This window comes from Streptomyces sp. NPDC001828 (assembly GCF_042892175.1).
Taxonomy (GTDB): domain Bacteria; phylum Actinomycetota; class Actinomycetes; order Streptomycetales; family Streptomycetaceae; genus Streptomyces.
The window spans coordinates 246,400-265,707 of sequence record NZ_JBIATV010000002.1 but is presented as its reverse complement, the minus strand read 5'-3'; the positions used below and the strand labels follow the sequence as shown (position 1 = coordinate 265,707).

The following is a 19,308-nucleotide window of genomic DNA, read 5'->3' as shown; positions in this document are numbered from 1 at the left end:
AACGCCTAAGCCGAACGGCCCAAATTTAGTGATATGTCGCACGTGGATCCGGTCCCTTCGGCCCTCCCCCGCCGACCGCCCGGATCCCTAGCGTGGTTCCCATGCCTGCCCCCTCCCCCCGCCGTCCGGCGCGCGGCACCGGTCTCCTCCTGCTGGTCGGCGGGCTGCTCGGCACCCTCGCCTCCGGGGTCCTGACGGCGGACCGCATCCACACCCTGGAGAACCCGGCCTTCTCCCCCGGCTGCGACATCAACGCGGTGCTCAGCTGCGGCGACGTGATGGACACGTGGCAGGGCAATCTGCTCGGGTTCCCCAACATGCTGCTCGGCGTGGGCGCGTTCGCCGCGCTCGCGGCACTCGGGCTCGCCCTGGTCGCGGGCGCTGAGTTCCCCCGGTGGCTGTGGCTCGGCGTCTGGGCCGGCGTCACGGCGGGCTTCGCCTTCACGGTCTGGCTGATGGGCCAGTGCCTCTACGTCATCGGGGCGCTGTGCCCGTGGTGCCTGCTGGTGTGGGCGGTGATGATCCCGCTGTTCTGGTACGTCACCCGGCAGGTCGCCCGGCCCCGCTCCTGGGTGCGCCGGGTGGTCCCGCACTGGCTGGTGCCGCTGGCGATGTACGCGGTCGTGGCGGCGCTGGTGTGGGCGGAGTTCGGCGACCGGCTGTTCTGAACGCGAAGACGAGGAAGGCCCCCGGGACCGGGTCCCGGGGGCCTTCCTCGTCTTCGTACGGCGTCCGGATCAGGCCTGGGGCAGGCCGGCGATCTGGTTGCTGATGCGCTCGATGTCGGCCTCGGCCTTGGCGAGCCGGGTGCGGATCTTGTCGACCACGTTGTCCGGGGCCTTCGCGAGGAAGGCCTCGTTGCCGAGCTTCTTGTTGGCGTCCGCCTTCTCCTTCTCGGCCGCCCCGAGGTCCTTGGTCAGGCGCTTGCGCTCGGCCTCGACGTCGATGGTGCCGGACAGGTCGAGCGCGACCGTGGCGCCCGCGACGGGCAGCGAGGCGGTGGCGTGGAAGCCCTCGCCGGCCGGCTGGAGCCGCAGCAGCTGACGGATGGCCGCCTCGTGCGGGGCCAGCGCGGTGCCGGTCAGGGTGAGCTCGGCCGGGACCTTCTGGCCGGGCTGGAGACCCTGGTCGGAACGGAAGCGGCGGACCTCGGTGACGACCTGCTGGACCAGCTCGATCTCGCGCTCGGCGGCCTCGTCGCGGAAGCCGCTGTCGCGCGGCCAGTCGGCGATCACGAGGGACTCGCCGCCGGTCAGCGTCGTCCACAGGGTGTCGGTGACGAACGGGACGACCGGGTGCAGGACCCGCAGCATCACGTCGAGCACCTCGCCGAGGACCCGGCCCGAGACCTTCGCCTGCTCGCCGCCCGCGAAGAACGTCGTCTTCGACAGCTCGACGTACCAGTCGAAGACCTCGTCCCACGCGAAGTGGTAGAGCGCCTCGCTGAGCTTCGCGAACTGGTAGTCCTCGTAGTACGCGTCGACCTCGGCCACGGTCTTGTTCAGCCGCGACAGGATCCAGCGGTCGGTCGCCGACAGCTGCTCCACGGGCGGGAGTTCGCCCTCGACGGTCGCGCCGTTCATCAGGGCGAAGCGCGTCGCGTTCCAGATCTTGTTGGCGAAGTTGCGGGACGCCTGGACCCAGTCCTCGCCGATCGGCACGTCCGCGCCGGGGTTGGCGCCCTTGGCGAGGGTGAAACGGACCGCGTCCGAACCGTAGTTGTCCATCCAGTCCAGCGGGTCGACCGCGTTCGGGTTGGACTTCGACATCTTCTTGCCGAACTCGTCACGCACCAGACCGGTCAACGCGACCGTCTTGAACGGGACTTCGCCGTCCATCGCGTACAGGCCGAACATCATCATCCGGGCGACCCAGAAGAAGATGATGTCGTGGCCGGTGAGCAGGACGTCGGTCGAGTAGAACTTCTCCAGGTCGGCGGTCTTCTCCGGCCAGCCCAGTGTGGAGAACGGCCACAGGCCGGACGAGAACCAGGTGTCCAGGACGTCGGGGTCCTGGTGCCAGCCCTCGCCGGTGGGCACCTCGTCGTCCGGCCCGACGCAGACGACCTGGCCCTCGGGGCCGTACCAGATCGGGATGCGGTGGCCCCACCACAGCTGGCGCGAGATGCACCAGTCGTGCATGTTGTCGACCCAGTCGAAGTACCGCTTCGACATGTCCTCGGGGTGGATCTTGACCCGGCCGTCGCGGACCGCGTCACCGGCGGCCTGCGCGAGCGGGCCGACCTTGACCCACCACTGCATCGACAGGCGCGGCTCGACGGTGGTCTTGCAGCGCGAGCAGTGGCCGACCGAGTGCATGTAGGGGCGCTTCTCGGCGACGATGCGGCCCTGCTCCTTGAGCGCGCCGACGATCGCCGAACGCGCCTCGTACCGGTCCAGGCCCTGGAACGGACCCGGGACCGTGATGACCCCGCGCTCGTCCATGACCGTGATCGATTCGAGGTCGTGCCGCTGCCCGATGGCGAAGTCGTTCGGGTCGTGCGCCGGGGTCACCTTGACGCAGCCGGTGCCGAACTCGGGGTCGACGTGGGCGTCCGCGACGACCGGGATGGAGCGGTCGGTGAGCGGCAGCTTGATGAGCTTGCCCACCAGGTGCTGGTAGCGCTCGTCGTCGGGGTGGACGGCGATCGCGGTGTCACCGAGCATCGTCTCGGCGCGCGTGGTGGCGACGACCAGGGTGTCGTCCCCCTCGCCGTACTTCAGCGAGACGAGCTCGCCCGGGTCCTCCTGGTACTCCACCTCGATGTCCGAGATGGCGGTCAGACAGCGCGGGCACCAGTTGATGATGCGCTCGGCCCGGTAGATCAGCTCGTCGTCGTACAGGTTCTTGAAGATCGTCTGGACGGCCTTGGACAGGCCCTCGTCCATGGTGAACCGCTCACGCGACCAGTCCAGGCCCGCACCCAGCCGCTTGAGCTGGCCGAGGATGCGGCCGCCGTACTCGCCCTTCCACTGCCAGACGCGCTCGGTGAACGCCTCCCGGCCGAGGTCCTGACGGGACTTGCCCTCCTCGGCGAGCTGCTGCTCGACCTTGTTCTGCGTGGCGATGCCGGCGTGGTCCATGCCGGGCAGCCACAGCGTCTCGTAGCCCTGCATCCGCTTGCGGCGGGTGAGCGCGTCCATGAGCGTGACCTGGAAGGCGTGCCCCAGGTGCAGCGCGCCCGTGACGTTCGGCGGCGGGATGACGATGGTGTACGGGTCCTTGTCGGACCCCGAGTCGGCGGTGAAGTAACCGCGCTCTACCCAGCGCTCGTACAGCTTCCCCTCTACCTCGGCCGGCGCGTACTGGGTCGGCAGTTCGGTGGTGGGCGCTGGATTCTGCTGCTGAGTGTTCTCGGTCACCGGGCCAGTTTAGGGGTGTCACCGGCCCGCACCGAAACGGGAATCTTTCGTAACGGTGGGCCCCCCGCCGCACCGCGTCAGCGGCTGTTCGGTCAGGATGTCGGGATCGGATAAGCATTTCCTAGGGGGAACCCAGCAATGAGCTACAACCAGCCGGGCCCGTACGGTGGCCAGCCGCAGCAGCCCGGCCCCTACGGTCAGCAGCCTCCGCAGCAGCCGTACGGGCAGCCCGGTCAGCCGCAGCCGGGTCAGCCGCAGCCCGGCTACGGCTATCCGCAGCAGGCGCCCCAGGGCGTGCCGCCGCAGCAGCCTCCGTACGGGCAGCAGCCTCCGCAGCAGCCCTACGGGTACCCGCAGCAGCAGCCGTACGGCCAGCCGCCCCAGCAGCCCCCGTACGGCCAGCAGCCCCCCTACGGCGGACCGATGCAGCCGCCCCCGGCCGCTCCGAAGAAGAAGACCGGGCTGATCGTCACGGCGGTCGTGGTGGCGCTCGCGGTCGTCGGCGGCGGCGCGTGGTTCCTCACCAAGGGCGGCAGCGACTCGGGCGGCCTCAAGAACGACGGGCCCCACAAGCTGTCGACCCCGGCGAGCCTGCTGTCGAAGTACCAGATCCAGGGGCAGGGGACCGAGAAGAAGACGAGCGGTGACGAGGCGAAGCGGCTGAGCGACTCGGGCCTCACCGACTCCACCCAGATCTCCGGGCTCTACTCGACGATGGACCTGCTCAAGATCGACCCCAAGGTCCCCGCCGACATCGCCAAGGCCCAGACCGCGGAGAACTTCAACTACTTCGGCCTGTACGGCGCCGTGAAGGACCCGGCCAGCACGATCGACGCCACCTTCGCCAACATGAAGTCCAAGCTGGCCGACAAGGAACAGAACCCGAACGGTTCCAAGTTCGTGGGCGACGCCAAGTCGGTCTCCCCCGCCGGACTCGACGGCGCGCTGATGAAGTGCCAGGAAGCCGAGTCCACGAACATCCTCACCAAGGCCGTGCAGCACACGTTCATGTGCATCTGGGCGGACTACAGCACGGTGGGCGTGGTCGAGCCGACCGCCGGCACCAAGACGTACACGATGGACCAGTCGGCGAAGATCGCTGCCGACGTCCGCAAGGAGTCCCGCGTCAAGAAGTAGCCCGACGCGACCCAAAGGGGCGCCCGGTCAAGGAAGTTGACCGGGCGCCCCTTCGCGTTGCGGGGTGAGCGCTACGCGCTCTTCTCGTGCCGCCCGTCGTTCTTCACGATGCGGGGCTCGCGCGGGACCAGCGTCGGGTTGACGTTGTTGCGGACCACGTCGGCGGTGATGACGACACGGGCGACGTCCTTGCGGGACGGCACCTCGTACATCACCGACTGGAGGACCTCCTCCATGATGGCGCGCAGGCCGCGCGCGCCGGTGCCGCGCAGGATGGCCTGGTCGGCGATGGCCTCCAGGGCCGGACGGTCGAAGTCGAGCTCCACGCCGTCGAGTTCGAACAGGCGCTGGTACTGCTTGACGAGCGCGTTGCGCGGCTCGACCAGGATCTGCAGGAGCGCTTCGCGGTCGAGGTTGTGGACCGAGGTCAGCACGGGCAGACGGCCGATGAACTCGGGGATCATCCCGAACTTCACCAGGTCCTCCGGCATGACCTCCTGGAACTGGTCGCTGGCCTCGATCTCCCGCTTGGAGCGGATCGTCGCGCCGAAGCCGATGCCCTTGGCGCCGGCCCGGGACTCGATGATCTTCTCCAGGCCCGCGAAGGCACCGCCCACGATGAACAGCACGTTCGTCGTGTCGATCTGGATGAACTCCTGGTGCGGGTGCTTGCGTCCGCCCTGCGGCGGGACGGAGGCGGTGGTGCCCTCCAGGATCTTGAGCAGGGCCTGCTGCACGCCCTCGCCGCTCACATCGCGGGTGATCGACGGGTTCTCGCTCTTGCGGGCGACCTTGTCGATCTCGTCGATGTAGATGATCCCGGTCTCGGCCTTCTTGACGTCGTAGTCCGCGGCCTGGATCAGCTTGAGGAGGATGTTCTCGACGTCCTCGCCGACGTATCCGGCCTCGGTGAGGGCGGTCGCGTCCGCGATCGCGAAGGGGACGTTGAGCATGCGCGCCAGGGTCTGCGCGAGCAGCGTCTTGCCGGAGCCGGTGGGGCCGAGCAGCAGGATGTTGGACTTGGCGAGCTCGATCGCGTCGTCGCGGCCCGTGCCGCCGCCGTTCTCGCCGGCCTGGACGCGCTTGTAGTGGTTGTAGACCGCCACCGAGAGGGCCTTCTTCGCGGGCTCCTGCCCGACGACGTACCCCTCGAGGAACTCGTAGATCTCGCGCGGCTTGGGAAGTTCCTCCCACCGCACCTCGGAGGACTCGGCGAGCTCCTCCTCGATGATCTCGTTGCAGAGGTCGATGCACTCGTCGCAGATGTACACCCCGGGGCCTGCGATGAGCTTCTTCACCTGCTTCTGGCTCTTTCCGCAGAACGAGCACTTGAGCAGGTCGCCGCCGTCACCGATGCGTGCCACGAGGTGCTTCCCCTTCGCCTGGGAGACGCCATGTGCGCCGCCTCCTGGTGCCTACTGCGTTTTCCGGGGGGACACCCCCAGACCCCCTACCGACGGTACCTTGCCGAGCCCCTCGTTCGGGCCCCCCTTGGCGCGGTTCACTTCCACGTGGACCGCGCCAAGGTCGCCGAAGCGGGTCAGGCCGCCGCGGAGGTGGTCGTCTTGCGGGTCGAAACGATCTGGTCGACCAGGCCGTAGGACAGCGCGTCCTCGGCCGTGAGGATCTTGTCGCGCTCGATGTCGTCGCGGATCTTCTCGATCGGCGTCGTCGAGTGCTTGGCCAGCATCTCCTCCAGCTGCGAACGCATCCGGAGGATCTCGTTGGCCGCGATCTCCAGGTCGGAGAGCTGCTCGCGGCCGGTGCCGCCCGAGGGCTGGTGGATCAGGACGCGGGCGTTCGGCAGCGCCATGCGCTTGCCCGGCGTACCGGCGGCGAGCAGGACGGCGGCGGCGGAGGCCGCCTGGCCCATGCAGACCGTCTGGATGTCGGGCTTCACGAACTGCATCGTGTCGTAGATCGCCGTGAGGGCGGTGAAGGAACCGCCCGGGCTGTTGATGTAGATGGAGATGTCGCGGTCCGGGTCCATCGACTCCAGGCACAGGAGCTGCGCCATCACGTCGTTGGCGGACGCGTCGTCGATCTGCACGCCGAGGAAGATCACGCGCTCCTCGAAGAGCTTCGCGTACGGGTCGTACTCGCGCACGCCCTGCGAGGTGCGCTCGACGAAGCGCGGGACGATGTAGCGGTTGTCGACCTGGGGGCCGGTGTAGAGGCCGCTCGCGTTGGCCGAGGGGCCGGAGAAGTTGCTCATGGGGGTGTTCACCATCCTGGTGGCGTTCAGTGGGCGGGGGAAGCGGTGCGGGTCGGGGGATCAGACCCCGGTGCCGCCGCCACCCGGAACGCCCGAGGCGGCGGAGATGATCTCGTCGATGAGGCCGTAGTCCTTGGCCTCCTCCGCCGTGTACCAGCGGTCGCGGTCGCCGTCGCGGATGATCGTCTCGACGGTCTGGCCGGAGTGCGCGGCAGTGATCTCCGCCATGCGCTTCTTCGTACGGATCAGGTACTCGGCCTGGATCTTGATGTCGGAGGCGGTGCCACCGATGCCGGCGGAGCCCTGGTGCATCAGGATGTCGGTGTTGGGGAGCGCGAAGCGCTTGCCCGCGGCGCCACCGGTCAGCAGGAACTGACCCATCGAGGCGGCCATGCCCATGCCGATGGTGACCACGTCGTTCTGGATGTACTGCATGGTGTCGTAGACCGCCATGCCGGCCGTCACCGAGCCACCGGGGCTGTTGATGTAGAGGTAGATGTCCTTGTCCTGGTCGGCTGCGGCCAGGAGGAGCATCTGGGCGGTGATCTTGTTGGCGATCTCGTCGTCGACCTGCTGGCCGAGGAAGATGATGCGGTCATTGAGCAGTCGGCTGTAGACCTGGTCGCCGAGGCCACCACCGAGGGACGGCTCACCGGCGGCGTAAGGCATCAGATTCGTCACGTATCCACCTGCTCGTCTCTGACGGCTTCGGCCGTCTCATCGTCTTCGTTCCGAGGGCGCGGACTCCGGCTCGCCAGACTCCACCACCCTCGTATTCATGGACCCTAACGCGCAGGTGGGACAACGCCATCCCGCTTCCCGAACTGTTCGCTCGGAGCGCAAGGTGGTTGAAGCGGAATCCGGTACGGGGAAGGGCCCGTACGCGGCTGCGTACGGGCCCTCCTCAGAGACGGACGGAGGCTCAGGCCTCGGTCTTCTCCTCGGCCTCGGCGGCGGCCTCGGTGGTCTCGGCGGTCTCGTCCTCGGTCTCGTCCTCCAGGTCGACGACCTCACCGTTGGTGTCGGTGACCTTGGCGGCCTCGACGACGACGGCGAGCGCCTTGCCGCGGGCGACCTCGCCGACGAGCATCGGCACCTGGCCACCCTCGACGACGGCCTGGGCGAACTGGTCGGGGGACATGCCGGAGGACTGCGCGCGCCGCATGAGGTGCTCGGTGAGCTCCTCCTGGTTGACGTTCAGCTTCTCCTTGTTGACGAGCTCGTCCAGGATGAACTGCGTCTTGATGCCCTTGACCGCCTGCTCCTCGGTCTCGGCGGTGAACTCTTCCTCGGTCTTGCCCTGGATCTCCAGGTACTTGGCGAGGTCGATGCCCATCTGGCCGAGCTGGTGGTGCTCGAGGTTGTGCTTGCGGGTCTGGATCTCGTCCGCGAGGAGCTTCTCGGGGATCGGGACCTCGGCCAGCTTCAGGAGCTCGTCGAGGACGCGCTCCTGGGCCTGGGTGGCCTGGTCGTACTGCTTCATGTTCTCGAGGCGCTTGCGGCTGTCGGCCTTGAGCTCGTCCAGGGTGTCGAACTCCGACGCGAGCTGCGCGAAGTCGTCGTCCAGGGCGGGCAGTTCACGGGCGGCGACCTGGGTGACCTTGACGGTGACCTCGGCCTCCTTGCCCTCGGCCGAGCCGCCCTTGAGCTCGGAGGTGAAGGTGGCCTCGCCACCGGCCTCCAGGCCCTTGACGGCCTCGTCGATGCCCTCGAGGAGCTCGCCGGAACCGATGGTGTACGAGACACCCTCGGCCACGCCGTCCTCCAGGACCTCGCCGTCGACCTTGGCCTGCAGGTCGATCGTCACGACGTCGCCGTCCTCGGCGGCACGCTCGACCGGGGAGGTCGAGGCGAAGCGCTCGCGGAGCTGCTCCACGGACTTCTCGACGTCCTCGTCGCTGACCTCGACGGCGTCGACGGTGACCTCGATGCCGGAGTAGTCCGGGATCTCGATGGTCGGGCGGATGTCGACCTCGGCGGTGAAGTTCAGCGTTTCGCCGTCCTTCAGCTCGGTGATGTCGACCTCGGGCTGACCCAGCGGGTTCAGCTCCGCCTCGTTGATCGCCTCGGTGTAGAACTTCGGAAGCGCGTCATTGACGGCCTCTTCGAGCACGGCGCCACGACCGAACCGCTGGTCAATCACTCGGGCCGGGATCTTGCCCTTACGGAAGCCCTTGACCGTGACCTGCTGGTTGATCTTCTTGTACGCCGCGTCGAGGCTGTCCTTGAGCTCCTCGAAGGGCACCTCGACAGTGAGCCGAACCCGAGTCGGGTTCAGGGTCTCCACGGCGCTCTTCACGGTTCGGTCTCCTTGTGGCTGACTTCTTGGGAGTTCTGCCGGAGACCGAGCGGTCCCCGACGGATGGGGCCCGGTACATCATTCATCAGACACACGGGCACGCAGCTTGCATAGTAACCGCAAGCGGGATGCCACCCACAATGTGATCTTGTGCGCGGAGATCGAACGCCGGTGACGGCGGACATCGAGCGCCGGTGGCGCTGGTCGGGGTGGCGGGATTTGAACCCACGGCCTTCCGCTCCCAAAGCGGACGCGCTACCAAGCTGCGCCACACCCCGTCGGTGCGAGACGTAGGGTACATGCCCGCGATGACTGCGTCGGCCGCTTTGTTCGGGGTGCTTGTCCGGGGCACGCCACCGGGCACCGATCCGCGCGCCCCCGCTCCGCTCCGCCCCGGCGCCGGTGGCCGGGATCCATCGCCCGGGCCCGGCCCGCGCGCCGGCCCGGGGGGCGCGGTGTGCGCGGCCGGGGTGCGACCCGCTACGATGCTCTACGTGCCGGGGTCGCGCTGATGCGATGACCTGCGGTGCGGTGCTTGCGGGCGTAGCTCAATGGTAGAGCCCTAGTCTTCCAAACTAGCTACGCGGGTTCGATTCCCGTCGCCCGCTCTCGAAGGTCCGAAGGGCCTCCACCGGTTTCCGGCGGAGGCCCTTCGGCGTGTTCAGAACTTGATCTGGTTGATCGTGTCCGCTATCGAGTTCAGGAAGCGCTGGATCGAGGGGGCCATGCCCGTCGAGGCCAGGAAGAAGCCGAACAATATCGCGACGATGGCTGGGCCGGCTTTGATGGAGCCGCCGCGGATGAGCACCACGAGGACGACCGCCAACAGCACCACGGCTGACAGTGAAATGGCCACAACTGATCACACACCCTTGGTCGGTCCGCCTTGCCGGCCCGGGAGCATGCCGCGCACACCCCCGCGAGGTCTATCGTGCCACCAACACCCCTGTGGTTGTTCCCGGGTGACGGATCGCCAAGGTAAGGATCCGGCCAACCGGCGGGGAGTTGACGTGACGTTTGGTCATCCACGGTGCCAACTGCCGTGTCCGTGACGTGAGTTCGGCGTGAATCGGCCACCGGATCCCCGTCGGCGCGGCCGGGCGGCGGCACGCCCGGTCACCTCAGGGCCGCGCGGGCCGGCAGGGCCGTCGCGGCCAGGGCCAGGACCAGGATGCCGCCCGCGAACGATCCGTACAGGAGCGGCGGTATGTAAGGGGCTCCGCCGGTCAGGCCGTTCACCATCGGCACGAGGGTGGCCAGGGCGATGGCGCTGCCGATGACGAGGCCGGCGGCGACCACCAGGAGGGCCTCCCAGCGGATCATCTTGAGGACCTGGCGGCGGGTGGTGCCGATGAGGCGCAGGGTGCCGAGTTCACGGCGGCGGTCGAAGACCGTCATCACCAGGGTGTTGACGGCGGCGACGGCCGCGAAGCCGCCGAGCACCGCGGCCATGACGGTGTTGGCCCAGGCGTTGACCTCGCGGTCCGTACTCTGCGCGGTGGCGTAGCCGGCGGCGTCGGTGACGTGCCCGAGTGCGGCGAGGGAGGCGGTCGCGGCGGGGGTGGCCCGGGTGAGCACGGTGGTGGGGTTCGGTGCGGTCACGTGGGAAGCCAAGTCGGCCTGCGGGAGCGTGACTTGGGCCAGGCCGAGGCCCCGGTCGTACGTGGCCACGATCTTCGGGGCGGCCGGGGTGCCGTCGGGGAGCCGCAGCGGGAGGCGGTCGCCTGTGCGGATGTGCGCGGCGGTGGCGAGGGAGGCGTCGACGGCGGCCGTGCCCGGGGTGAGTGCGGTCAGGGATCCGGTGCGCACGCCCAGGTCCTGGACCTCGGCCAGGTCGGCGCCGGTGCCGGTGACGCCCTGGGTGGACGCCGCGTGGGGCGTGTAGCCGGAGCCGGCGTTCGGGATGAGGACGGAAGTGCGGGTGAGGCCGACCGCCGTCCGGACGCCGGGGGCGGCGGCGGCGCGGGCGACCGCGTCGGAGGGCAGTCCGGCGGGGTCGGTGACCACCCGGTCCGCGGTGATGCCCGCCCGCTGCTGGTCCTCGATCGCCCGCTCCTCGCTGGTGTGCAGGAAGACCAGGACGGACGAGAAGGCCATCGCGAGGACGATGGGGGTGATCGCGGAGGCCAACCGGCGTGCGTTGGTGCGGGCGTTGGCGGCGGCCAGCGAGCCGGCCGCGCCCGCCGCGCGCAGCGGGATGCCGAGGACGGCGGCGCAGGCGCGGGCCACCAGCGGGCCGAGCAGGGCGACGGCGACCATGAACAGCATGACGACGCCGAGGGCCGCGTTGGCGGCGTCCTCGCCGGTCTCGGAGGCGGCGAGCCCGGCGAACGCGCAGCCGCCGGCGAGCGCGCCGGCGCCCATGGCCGTACGGATCCAGCCGGGGCGCAGGCGTTCGGCGGCGGATTCGGCGAGCGCCTGGCCGGGCTTGATCTTCGAGGGGCGGCGGGCCGCGGCCGCGCCCGCGCACAGGGCGGTCACCACGGTGGCCGCGACGGCGACGAGCAGCGGCAGCGGGGTGACCGCGAGGTCCACGGTGGCGGGGATCGCGCCCTTGTCGCGGAGCTGGCCGAACCACCAGGTGGCGAGCGCGACGCCGGGCAGGCAGCCGAGCACTCCGGCGAGCGGGGCGACGAGCAGGGCCTCGGTGGCGATGGTGCGGCGGATCTGACGCGGGGTGGCGCCGATCGCGCGCAGCAGGGCGTACTCGCGGCGGCGCTGGCTCACGGAGAGGGCGACCGTGCCGGCGGCGGTGAACACCGCGACCATCGCGGCGATGCCGCCGAAGGAGCCGCCGAGGCCGGTGAGCACCTCCTTGGCCTGGGCGAGGCCGCGGTCCTCGACCGTGGCCCGCTCGTCTCCGGTACGCACCTGGGCCCGGTCCCCGAGGACGTGCCGCACCTGGGCGGCCAGGGTGTCGGTGGAGGTGCCGGGCCTGGGCAGCACGACGATGGCGTCGACCTTGCCGGGGTGGCCGCCGAGGGCGCGGGCGTCGGCGTCGTTCAGCCAGATGTCGTGGCCGCCGGGGGCGCCGGCGGTACCGGAGACCCTGAACTCCCGTTGGCCGCCGGGGGTGTCGAGGGTGATCCGCTCCCCCACCGTGCCGCTCGTGACGACCGCCTCGCCCGGGCGGGGCGCGGTGCCGGAGTCGGGCTTCGTACCGGTGAAGGCGGTGGAGGCCCAGTTGTGGGCGGTGACGGGGGCGTCCTTGCCGGTACGCACCGGCAGGGAGAGGTCGGCGATGGCCGTCGCCGCACCGGGGGCCGAAGCGGCCTTCGCCACAAGGGAGTTGTCGAGGCGGGCCCGGTCCGGAAGGGCGAGGGACTCCACGTCGCGGTCCTCTCCGGAGCCGACCGTGTAGCGCAGGCTCTGGTCGGCGGCGGCCACGACGGGGGCGCCGGCGTAGCGCTGGGGCGGGACGGAGGCGGTGATGCCCGTGGCGAGCAGGAGGCCGCAGGCGGAGACGATCATCGCGGCCATGAGAAGTGCGACGAAGGTCCCGGCGAAGGAGGAGGGTCTGAAGCGGAGGGCTGCGCGGGCGAGGCGGTTGGGGGCGTGCATGGGGGCTCCTGCGGAGTGCGGGGGGGGTGTCGGATGGCCTCGGTGTCGCCGGTGTCGCCGGTGTCGCCGGTGCGGGCGGGGCTGGCTGGCTGGCTGGCTGCGACTGGGGCGGGCGTGGGTGGCTGGTCGGGCCCAGACCCTCCTTCGGGTGCGGGCCGTGCGGGGCTGGTCGCGCAGTTCCCCGCGCCCCCAACACCGTTTTCGGCCGTCCACCGTGCGGGGCTGGTCGCGCAGTTCCTCGCGCCCCTGGTGGTACTCGCGAACGGGGTCCGGGGCGGAGCCGCGGGGTCAGGCCGCTGCGGGCTCCGCGTGGCCCCGGCGGGCCGTCAGCGTCGTCATCCGCGCCGCGATCCGCGCGGCCGACGTCGCCGGGAGGGCGTCCGCGATGGAGCCGTCGGCCAGGAAGAGGACCTGGTCGGCGTGGGCGGCCGCCGTGGGGTCGTGGGTGACCATCACCACCGTCGCGCCAAGGGCGTCCACCGCGTTGCGGAGCAGCGACAGAACCTCGGCGGCCGTCGTCGTGTCCAGCGCTCCCGTCGGCTCGTCCGCGAAGATCACGTCGGGGCTCGTGACCAGCGCCCGGGCGATCGCCACGCGTTGCTGCTGGCCGCCGGAGAGCTCGCCGGGGCGGCGGTCGCCCTTGCCGTCCAGGCCGACCTGGGCGAGGAGTTGGGCCGCGCGGCGCCGGTCGGGCCGGTCCCCGGCGAGCCGCATCGGCAGCACGACGTTCTGCTCGACCGTGAGGGAGGGCAGCAGGTTGAAGGCCTGGAAGACGAAGCCGAGGCGGGAGCGGCGCAGTTCGGTGAGCTTGTTCTCGCTCATGCCGGTGATCTCGGTACCGCCGAGGCGGACCGAGCCGTCGGTGGGCCGGTCGAGGCCCGCCGCGCACTGCAGGAACGTCGACTTGCCGGAGCCGGACGGGCCCATCACCGCGGTGAAGCTGCCGCGCGGCAGGGTCAGGTCGATGCCGCGCAGCGCGTGCACGGTGGCGGCGCCCCGGCCGTACTGCCGCCTGACACCGCGCAGTTCGACGGCCCAGTCGTGGCCGGGCGCCGCGTCCGCGGTCGTCCGGCGTGTGTTCTTGGCCCGTCGCAGTGCCATGGCCCCTGCCCTCCGCTCGTCGTGTCCGGCGCGCTCGCGCCGACACCTCGAACCTACGGAGCGGGGCGGCACGCGGGCCATGGCGGCCGCCGGTGGATCAAGGGTGGGGCTGCCCCCACCCTCGGGCCCACCCCCGGCCCGCGCCCCGCGCCGCGAGACGGCTACGCGTCCCGCCTGATGAGCAACAGCGCCCGGTCGTCGTTGACGTCCTTGGCGACCGCCTCGATCAGGTGCCAGGCGGCTCCGCCGAAGCCCGTCGAGACATAGCGGTCGGCCTCGCCGGTCAGGCGGTCGATGCCCTCGCCGATGTCCCGCTCCGAGGTCTCCACGAGCCCGTCCGTGAAGAGCATGAGGACGTCACCGGGGGCCAGCGCCCCCTTGGCGGGGTGGAATTCGGCACCGTCGTAGACGCCGAGCAGGGGCCCTTCGGCGGCCTGTTCCTGCCAGCGGCCGGAGCCGGCGTGGAGCTGGAGGGCCGGGGGGTGGCCGGCCGAGAGGAGCTCGTAGTCGCCGGAGTCGAGGTCGAGGACGAGGTGGATCGCGGTGGCGAAGCCCTCGTCCCAGTCCTGCCGCAGCAGATACCCGTTGGCCGCGGGCAGGAAGGCGTGCGGGGGCAGCGAACCGAGGAGCCCGCCGAAGGCGCCGGAGAGCAGCAGGGCGCGCGACCCCGCGTCCATGCCCTTGCCGGACACGTCGGTGAGCACGATCTCCAGGGTGCGGCCGCCGCCGGTGCGGGCGGCGACCACGAAGTCGCCGGAGAAGGACTGGCCGCCCGCGGGCCGCAGGGCCATCTCGCGGTGCCAGCCCTTGGGCAGCTGCGGAAGCGCGCTCTGGACGCGGATGCGTTCGCGCAGGTCGAAGAGCATGGTGCCGCCGCGCCGCCAGGGCACCCCGACGCGGGCCCGGAACTGGGCGATGAGCAGCCCGAAGAGCCCGCACGCGGCGACCACGAGGACGGTGCCCGGGGTGACCCGCGAGGGCCCGGCGGTGTACGGGCCGAGCCGTACCGATTCCACGATCAGCGCGGTCGCGGCGGCCGCGTACAGGCCGAGCAGGTTGGCGGGCCGCAGCAGGAGCCCGCCCGCGACGATCGGCAGGACCAGGGCGGAGGGGGCGCACCAGAGGGGTGCGAGGAGGGTGGCGCAGGTGATGGCGGGGACGGTGAGGAGCAGGGCGGCCAGGGCGATCCAGTCGGAGCCGTCGCCACGGAAGTAGTCGACGCCGGATCTGCGCACCGCGTTGCGGACCCGGTGCAGCGCCTTGCGCCACCGGGCGGTGAACGAGTCCGCTCTCATCGCACGTGCCATTGCCGAGGACCCTATCCAGCCGGTGGGGCCGCGTGCAGGTGACCCCCGGCGCCCGGGGCGGGCGCCCCGGTGGAAATCCGGTCGCTCGCACGGCGTACTCCCTGCTAGTCATGCACCCATGACGATGGAGTTGCGGGTTCTGCACCCGGCCGAGTGGGACGAGTGGTACAGGGCCGTGATGGTGGCCTTCGGCGGGATCCCCGACGCCCCCGAGGAGCTGGCCGGGTGGCGCGAGCTGATCGACCCCGAGCGGACGATCGCCGCTTGGGACGGCTCGCTGTGCGTGGCCGGCACCAGTACCTTCCCGTTCCGTCTGAGCGTGCCGGGCGGGGCCGTGGTTCCCGCCGCGGGCGTGACGGCCGTCGGCGTCATGGGCACCCACCGCCGCCGCGGCATTCTCACGTCGATGATGCGGCGCCAGCTCGACGGGCTGCGTGAGCGGGGCGAGGCGCTCGCCGTCCTGACCGCATCCGAGCCCGCGATCTACGGGCGGTTCGGGTACGGGATCGGCTCGATGGCGCTGTCGGCCGAGATCGACACGGCCCGGGTCCGCATCGATCTTCCGCCGGGTGCCGAGGAGGTGGCTCTGCGGTACGTGAAGGTGGACGAGTCGCTGGCCCGCTGCGAGGAGCTGTACGCGCGCCTGGTGCCGCGCCGCCCGGGCATGCTGGCCCGCGTGCCGGGCTGGGACCGGTTCAACGTCATCGACCCGGAGTCCTTCCGGGACGGCGGCTCGCCGTTGCAGTGCGTCCTCGCCGAGCGCGACGGGGAGCTGGTCGGGTACGCCCGCTACCGGGTCGCCGTCGAGGCGGAGCCGACGGGCGCGAAGGGCACGGTGCGGCTGAAGGACCTGGAGGCCGAGGACCCGGCGGTGGCCGCGACGCTGTGGCGCTATCTGTTCGAGATCGACCTGACGAGCACGCTGAAGGTGAAGTCCCGGCCGGTCGACGATCCCTTCCAGCACCTGGTGTCCGATGTGCGCCGCTGCGGGATCCGGCTGCGGGACTCCCTGCACGTACGCCTGGTCGAGGTGGGCGCGGCCCTGGAGGCGCGGACGTACGCGACGCCCGTGGATGTGGTCCTGGAGGTCGAGGACGCGTTCTGTCCGTGGAACGCGGGCCGCTGGCGGCTGACCGGTGACGCCAAGGGGGCGACCTGTGTACGCACCGAGGACCCGGCCGAACTCGCCCTGTCCGTAAGGGAGTTGGGGGCCGCCTACCTCGGCGGGGTCACGCTCGCCTCACTGGCGGGGGCGGGGCGGGTGCGTGAGCTGCGGCCGGGCGCGCTCGCCGGGGCGTCGACGGCCTTCGGCAGCGAGCTCGCGCCGTGGCTGCCTCACGGCTTCTGACAGCCGGGGCACCAGAACAGATTGCGGGCGGCGAGGCCGGCGGTGCGGATCTCGCTCCCGCACAGGTGGCAGGGCATGTTCGCCCGGCGGTAGACGTACACCTCGCCGCCGTGGTCGTCCACGCGCGGCGGGCGGCCCATGGCCTCGGGGGTGTGCTCGGGGCGGACTGTGTCGATCCGGTTGAGCCGGACGCCCTCGCGCATCAGCTCCACCAGGTCGGCCCAGATGGCGTCCCACTCGGCGCGGGTCAGGTCCTTGCCGAGCCGGTAGGGGTCGATGCCGTGCCGGAAGAGGACCTCGGCGCGGTAGACGTTGCCGACGCCCGCGATCACCTTCTGGTCCATGAGCAGGGCGGCGATCGTGGTGCGGCTCTTAGAGATCCGCTGCCAGGCCTTGTCGCCGGTGTCGTCGGACCGCAGCGGGTCGGGTCCGAGCCGGTCGTGTATCGCCTGCTTCTCGCCGTCGGTGATCAGCGCGCAGGTCGTCGGCCCGCGCAGGTCCGCGTAGGCGGTGTCGCTCAGGAGCCGCAGCCGTACGGTGTCGGTGGCCGGCGGGGCCGGGGTGTCGCCGAAGCCGTACTTGCCGAACAGGCCGAGGTGGATGTGCACCCAGCCCGAGGGCCCGAAGCCGAGGAAGAGGTGCTTCCCGTGGGCCTCGGCGTCTTCCAGGACCTGGCCGTCGACCAGGGCCGCGCCGTCCGAGAACTTGCCCTGCGGGCTGGACGCGCGCAGCGGCCGGCCGCCGAACCTCAGGTCGTGGTCGGCGGCCAGGCGGTGGATGGTGTGGCCCTCGGGCATGGGCCGGGCTCAGCCCTGCTGCGGGTGGTGGGCCGGGATCTCGGGGAGCTTGCCGGTGGTCTCGTACTCGGTGAGCATCTCGATGCGGCGGGTGTGACGCGCCTCACCCGAGTACGGGGTGGCGAGGAAGATCTCGACGAACTTGGTCGCCTCCTCCTCGGTGTGCATCCGGCCGCCGATGGAGATGACGTTGGCGTCGTTGTGCTCGCGCCCCAGGGCCGCGGTCTGCTCGCTCCAGGCCAGTGCGGCGCGGACGCCCTTGACCTTGTTGGCGGCGATCTGCTCGCCGTTGCCGGAGCCGCCGATCACGATGCCGAGGGCGTCCGGGTCGCCGGCCGTCTTCTCGGCGGCCCGCAGGCAGAACGGCGGGTAGTCGTCCTGGGCGTCGTAGATGTGCGGACCGCAGTCCACGGGCTCGTGCCCGTGGGCGGTGAGCCACTCGACGAGGTGGTTCTTGAGTTCGAAGCCGGCATGGTCGGAGCCGAGGTACACGCGCATGTACCGAGTGTGGCATGCGCGGGGCAGGGCAGGGCTTAGCGGGGTGAGGACTTTGGTCCCCGCACTTGGTCCCGTCTAACGATCCGGATTCAGGCCTTCCGTCCCGAAGCGGACCAGGTTTGAATACCCGGGCTCGTAACCCGAGTGCTCCGAAGACTTAAGGAAGCGTCTATGACCTCGCAGCCGTCCCTTGCGAAGGAAGACCGCCTGCCCGGTGAACCCGGTGATCCGCAGGTGCCCGACAGCGGCCTCAAGGCTGGTCTGAAGAACCGCCATCTCTCCATGATCGCCATCGGTGGCGTGATCGGCGCCGGCCTGTTCGTGGGCTCCGGCTCCGGCATCGCCGCCGCAGGACCCGCCATCCTGCTCTCGTACGCACTCGTCGGCGTGATGGTCGTCTTCGTGATGCGGATGCTGGGCGAGATGGCCGCCGCCCGCCCGTCGTCGGGCTCGTTCTCGGCGTACGCGGACCGCGCGCTCGGCCGCTGGGCCGGGTTCTCGATCGGCTGGCTCTACTGGTTCTTCTGGGTCGTGGTGCTCGCGGTCGAGGGAACGGCCGGCGCGAAGATCCTGCACGACTGGGTGCCGGGGGTCCCGCAGTGGGGCTGGGCGCTCATAGTGATGCTGGTCCTGACCGCCACCAACCTGGCCTCGGTCTCCTCGTACGGCGAGTTCGAGTTCTGGTTCGCCGGGATCAAGGTCGTCGCGATCGGCGGCTTCGTGATCATCGGCCTTCTCGCGGTGTTCGGCGTGCTGCCGGGCTCGGACAACCCCGGCGCGGGCTTCGCGCACCTCACGGACGCGGGCGGGTTCTTCCCCAAGGGCTACGGCGCGATCCTGACCGGTGTCCTGATGGTCGTGTTCTCCTTCATGGGCTCCGAGATCGTCACCCTGGCCGCCGGCGAGTCCGAGGACCCGCGGCGCGCGGTGACCAAGGCCACCAACAGCGTGATCTGGCGGATCGCGGTCTTCTACCTCGGTTCGATCTTCGTGGTCCTCACCCTCCTGAAGTGGAGCGACCCCTCGATCGTCGCCGACGGCTCGTACGTCGCGGCCCTGAAGACGATCGGCATCCCGCACGCCGACCAGATCATGAACGTGATCGTTCTGACGGCGGTGCTCTCCTGCCTCAACTCCGGCCTCTACACGGCCTCCCGGATGGCGTTCTCGCTCGGTGAGCGCGGTGACGCGCCGAAGTCCTTCGCCCGCACCAACAAGCGGGGCGTGCCGCAGGTCGCGATCCTGTCCTCGGTCGTCTTCGGCTTCGTAGCCGTCTTCTTCAACTACAAGTGGCCGGACACCGTCTTCGCGTTCCTCCTCAACTCCTCCGGCGCGGTCGCCCTGTTCGTGTGGCTGGTGATCTGCTTCACCCAGCTGCGGATGCGCGGGATCATCCTGCGCGAGCAGCCGGAGAAGCTGACGGTGAAGATGTGGGGCTTCCCCTATCTCACCTGGCTGACGATCGGGATGATCTCCTTCGTCCTCGTCTACATGCTGTTCGACAAGTCCGGCCGCGAGCAGGTGCTGCTCTCGCTGCTCGTCGCGGCGCTCGTCATCGTGGTCGCCGTCGTCAAGCAGCAGGTACTCGCCCGCCGCGCCCCCGCGCCGAGCGGCGTGAAGGAAGAGGTCGCCGCGCCGTAGGCGCATGCCTGGAGTGCTGAGACGGAAGAGGGCCCGGCGGAT

At 70.5% G+C, this 19,308-nt stretch carries 15 protein-coding genes and 2 tRNA genes; 5 read left to right on the top strand and 12 right to left on the bottom strand.

Annotated elements, in window-relative coordinates; all coding sequences use genetic code 11:
* The first annotated feature begins 101 nt into the window (after positions 1-101).
* Positions 102-668 carry a vitamin K epoxide reductase family protein gene (locus tag ACFYZA_RS08110; protein ID WP_382588538.1) on the top strand — a complete coding sequence of 189 codons (567 nt, stop codon included), beginning with the start codon at positions 102-104 and terminating at the stop codon, positions 666-668.
* 69 nt (positions 669-737) lie between these two features.
* Here the strand turns inward: ACFYZA_RS08110 and ACFYZA_RS08105 are convergent, their stop codons facing one another.
* Positions 738-3,362 carry a valine--tRNA ligase gene (locus ACFYZA_RS08105; protein ID WP_388488449.1) on the bottom strand — a complete coding sequence of 875 codons (2,625 nt, stop codon included), beginning with the start codon at positions 3,360-3,362 and terminating at the stop codon, positions 738-740.
* A gap of 138 nt (positions 3,363-3,500) precedes the next feature.
* Here ACFYZA_RS08105 and ACFYZA_RS08100 point away from each other — a divergent pair, with 138 nt between their 5' ends.
* Positions 3,501-4,499 (top strand): hypothetical protein, encoded by a 999-nt coding sequence (locus ACFYZA_RS08100; RefSeq protein ID WP_382588534.1) that lies wholly within the window; start codon positions 3,501-3,503, stop codon positions 4,497-4,499.
* 71 nt (positions 4,500-4,570) lie between these two features.
* On the opposite strand, the gene clpX is transcribed toward ACFYZA_RS08100, so the two are convergent.
* From clpX to ACFYZA_RS08075, 5 genes are all read right to left on the bottom strand, one after another.
* Positions 4,571-5,863, bottom strand: coding sequence for an ATP-dependent Clp protease ATP-binding subunit ClpX (gene clpX / locus ACFYZA_RS08095; protein WP_161254410.1), 1,293 nt, complete (start codon positions 5,861-5,863; stop codon positions 4,571-4,573).
* Between the two features lie 176 nt (positions 5,864-6,039).
* Positions 6,040-6,729: an ATP-dependent Clp protease proteolytic subunit gene (locus tag ACFYZA_RS08090; RefSeq protein ID WP_114036844.1), complete on the bottom strand. Its 690-nt coding sequence runs from the start codon at positions 6,727-6,729 to the stop codon at positions 6,040-6,042.
* A gap of 45 nt (positions 6,730-6,774) precedes the next feature.
* Positions 6,775-7,383, bottom strand: a complete 609-nt coding sequence (locus ACFYZA_RS08085; protein WP_100579696.1) for an ATP-dependent Clp protease proteolytic subunit — start codon at positions 7,381-7,383, stop codon at positions 6,775-6,777.
* 253 nt (positions 7,384-7,636) lie between these two features.
* Positions 7,637-9,013 carry a trigger factor gene (gene tig, locus ACFYZA_RS08080; protein WP_388488446.1) on the bottom strand — a complete coding sequence of 459 codons (1,377 nt, stop codon included), beginning with the start codon at positions 9,011-9,013 and terminating at the stop codon, positions 7,637-7,639.
* Positions 9,014-9,214: 201 nt separating this feature from the next.
* Positions 9,215-9,291 (bottom strand) — tRNA-Pro (locus ACFYZA_RS08075).
* A gap of 259 nt (positions 9,292-9,550) precedes the next feature.
* Between ACFYZA_RS08075 and ACFYZA_RS08070 the strand changes: the two genes are divergently transcribed.
* Positions 9,551-9,621 (top strand) — tRNA-Gly (locus ACFYZA_RS08070).
* Between the two features lie 53 nt (positions 9,622-9,674).
* On the opposite strand, the gene ACFYZA_RS08065 is transcribed toward ACFYZA_RS08070, so the two are convergent.
* The 4 genes from ACFYZA_RS08065 to ACFYZA_RS08050 all read right to left on the bottom strand — a co-directional run bounded on the left by ACFYZA_RS08065 (position 9,675) and on the right by ACFYZA_RS08050 (position 14,982).
* Positions 9,675-9,869, bottom strand: coding sequence for a hypothetical protein (locus ACFYZA_RS08065; RefSeq protein ID WP_100579694.1), 195 nt, complete (start codon positions 9,867-9,869; stop codon positions 9,675-9,677).
* A gap of 260 nt (positions 9,870-10,129) precedes the next feature.
* The gene (locus ACFYZA_RS08060) at positions 10,130-12,574 is read right to left on the bottom strand and encodes an ABC transporter permease (RefSeq protein WP_388488443.1); all 2,445 of its coding nucleotides are present in this window, start codon (positions 12,572-12,574) and stop codon (positions 10,130-10,132) included.
* A gap of 288 nt (positions 12,575-12,862) precedes the next feature.
* Entirely contained in the window at positions 12,863-13,675 is an 813-nt protein-coding gene (locus tag ACFYZA_RS08055) for an ABC transporter ATP-binding protein (RefSeq protein ID WP_382588527.1), read from the bottom strand.
* A 161-nt stretch (positions 13,676-13,836) separates the two neighbouring features.
* Complete coding sequence (locus ACFYZA_RS08050; RefSeq protein ID WP_388488439.1) at positions 13,837-14,982, bottom strand: PP2C family protein-serine/threonine phosphatase; 1,146 nt, start codon at positions 14,980-14,982, stop codon at positions 13,837-13,839.
* Positions 14,983-15,100: 118 nt separating this feature from the next.
* Here ACFYZA_RS08050 and ACFYZA_RS08045 point away from each other — a divergent pair, with 118 nt between their 5' ends.
* Positions 15,101-16,330 carry a GNAT family N-acetyltransferase gene (locus ACFYZA_RS08045; protein WP_382588523.1) on the top strand — a complete coding sequence of 410 codons (1,230 nt, stop codon included), beginning with the start codon at positions 15,101-15,103 and terminating at the stop codon, positions 16,328-16,330.
* On the opposite strand, the gene ACFYZA_RS08040 is transcribed toward ACFYZA_RS08045, so the two are convergent.
* Together ACFYZA_RS08040 and ACFYZA_RS08035 are read right to left on the bottom strand one after the other, a co-directional pair.
* The gene (locus tag ACFYZA_RS08040; protein ID WP_382588521.1) at positions 16,318-17,127 is read right to left on the bottom strand and encodes an Fpg/Nei family DNA glycosylase; all 810 of its coding nucleotides are present in this window, start codon (positions 17,125-17,127) and stop codon (positions 16,318-16,320) included. The two genes, ACFYZA_RS08045 and ACFYZA_RS08040, sit on opposite strands and share 13 nt — an antisense overlap.
* 9 nt (positions 17,128-17,136) lie before the next feature.
* Positions 17,137-17,625, bottom strand: coding sequence for a ribose-5-phosphate isomerase (locus tag ACFYZA_RS08035; protein WP_382588519.1), 489 nt, complete (start codon positions 17,623-17,625; stop codon positions 17,137-17,139).
* Positions 17,626-17,796: 171 nt separating this feature from the next.
* On the opposite strand from ACFYZA_RS08035, the gene ACFYZA_RS08030 reads away from it, so the two are divergent.
* Positions 17,797-19,266: an amino acid permease gene (locus tag ACFYZA_RS08030; RefSeq protein WP_382588517.1), complete on the top strand. Its 1,470-nt coding sequence runs from the start codon at positions 17,797-17,799 to the stop codon at positions 19,264-19,266.
* Positions 19,267-19,308: the final 42 nt, after the last annotated feature.

What these genes read in the sequence shown, in the direction of transcription:
- ACFYZA_RS08110 (WP_382588538.1), top strand. Translation starts at nt 102, where the DNA reads ATGCCTGCCCCCTCCCCCCGCCGTCCGGCGCGCGGCACCGGTCTCCTC.
- ACFYZA_RS08100 (WP_382588534.1), top strand. Translation starts at nt 3,501, where the DNA reads ATGAGCTACAACCAGCCGGGCCCGTACGGTGGCCAGCCGCAGCAGCCC.
- ACFYZA_RS08090 (WP_114036844.1), bottom strand. Translation starts at nt 6,729, where the DNA reads ATGGTGAACACCCCCATGAGCAACTTCTCCGGCCCCTCGGCCAACGCG.
- ACFYZA_RS08085 (WP_100579696.1), bottom strand. Translation starts at nt 7,383, where the DNA reads ATGCCTTACGCCGCCGGTGAGCCGTCCCTCGGTGGTGGCCTCGGCGAC.
- ACFYZA_RS08060 (WP_388488443.1), bottom strand. Translation starts at nt 12,574, where the DNA reads ATGCACGCCCCCAACCGCCTCGCCCGCGCAGCCCTCCGCTTCAGACCC.
- ACFYZA_RS08055 (WP_382588527.1), bottom strand. Translation starts at nt 13,675, where the DNA reads ATGGCACTGCGACGGGCCAAGAACACACGCCGGACGACCGCGGACGCG.
- ACFYZA_RS08050 (WP_388488439.1), bottom strand. Translation starts at nt 14,982, where the DNA reads ATGGCACGTGCGATGAGAGCGGACTCGTTCACCGCCCGGTGGCGCAAG.
- ACFYZA_RS08045 (WP_382588523.1), top strand. Translation starts at nt 15,101, where the DNA reads ATGACGATGGAGTTGCGGGTTCTGCACCCGGCCGAGTGGGACGAGTGG.
- ACFYZA_RS08040 (WP_382588521.1), bottom strand. Translation starts at nt 17,127, where the DNA reads ATGCCCGAGGGCCACACCATCCACCGCCTGGCCGCCGACCACGACCTG.
- ACFYZA_RS08035 (WP_382588519.1), bottom strand. Translation starts at nt 17,625, where the DNA reads ATGCGCGTGTACCTCGGCTCCGACCATGCCGGCTTCGAACTCAAGAAC.
- ACFYZA_RS08030 (WP_382588517.1), top strand. Translation starts at nt 17,797, where the DNA reads ATGACCTCGCAGCCGTCCCTTGCGAAGGAAGACCGCCTGCCCGGTGAA.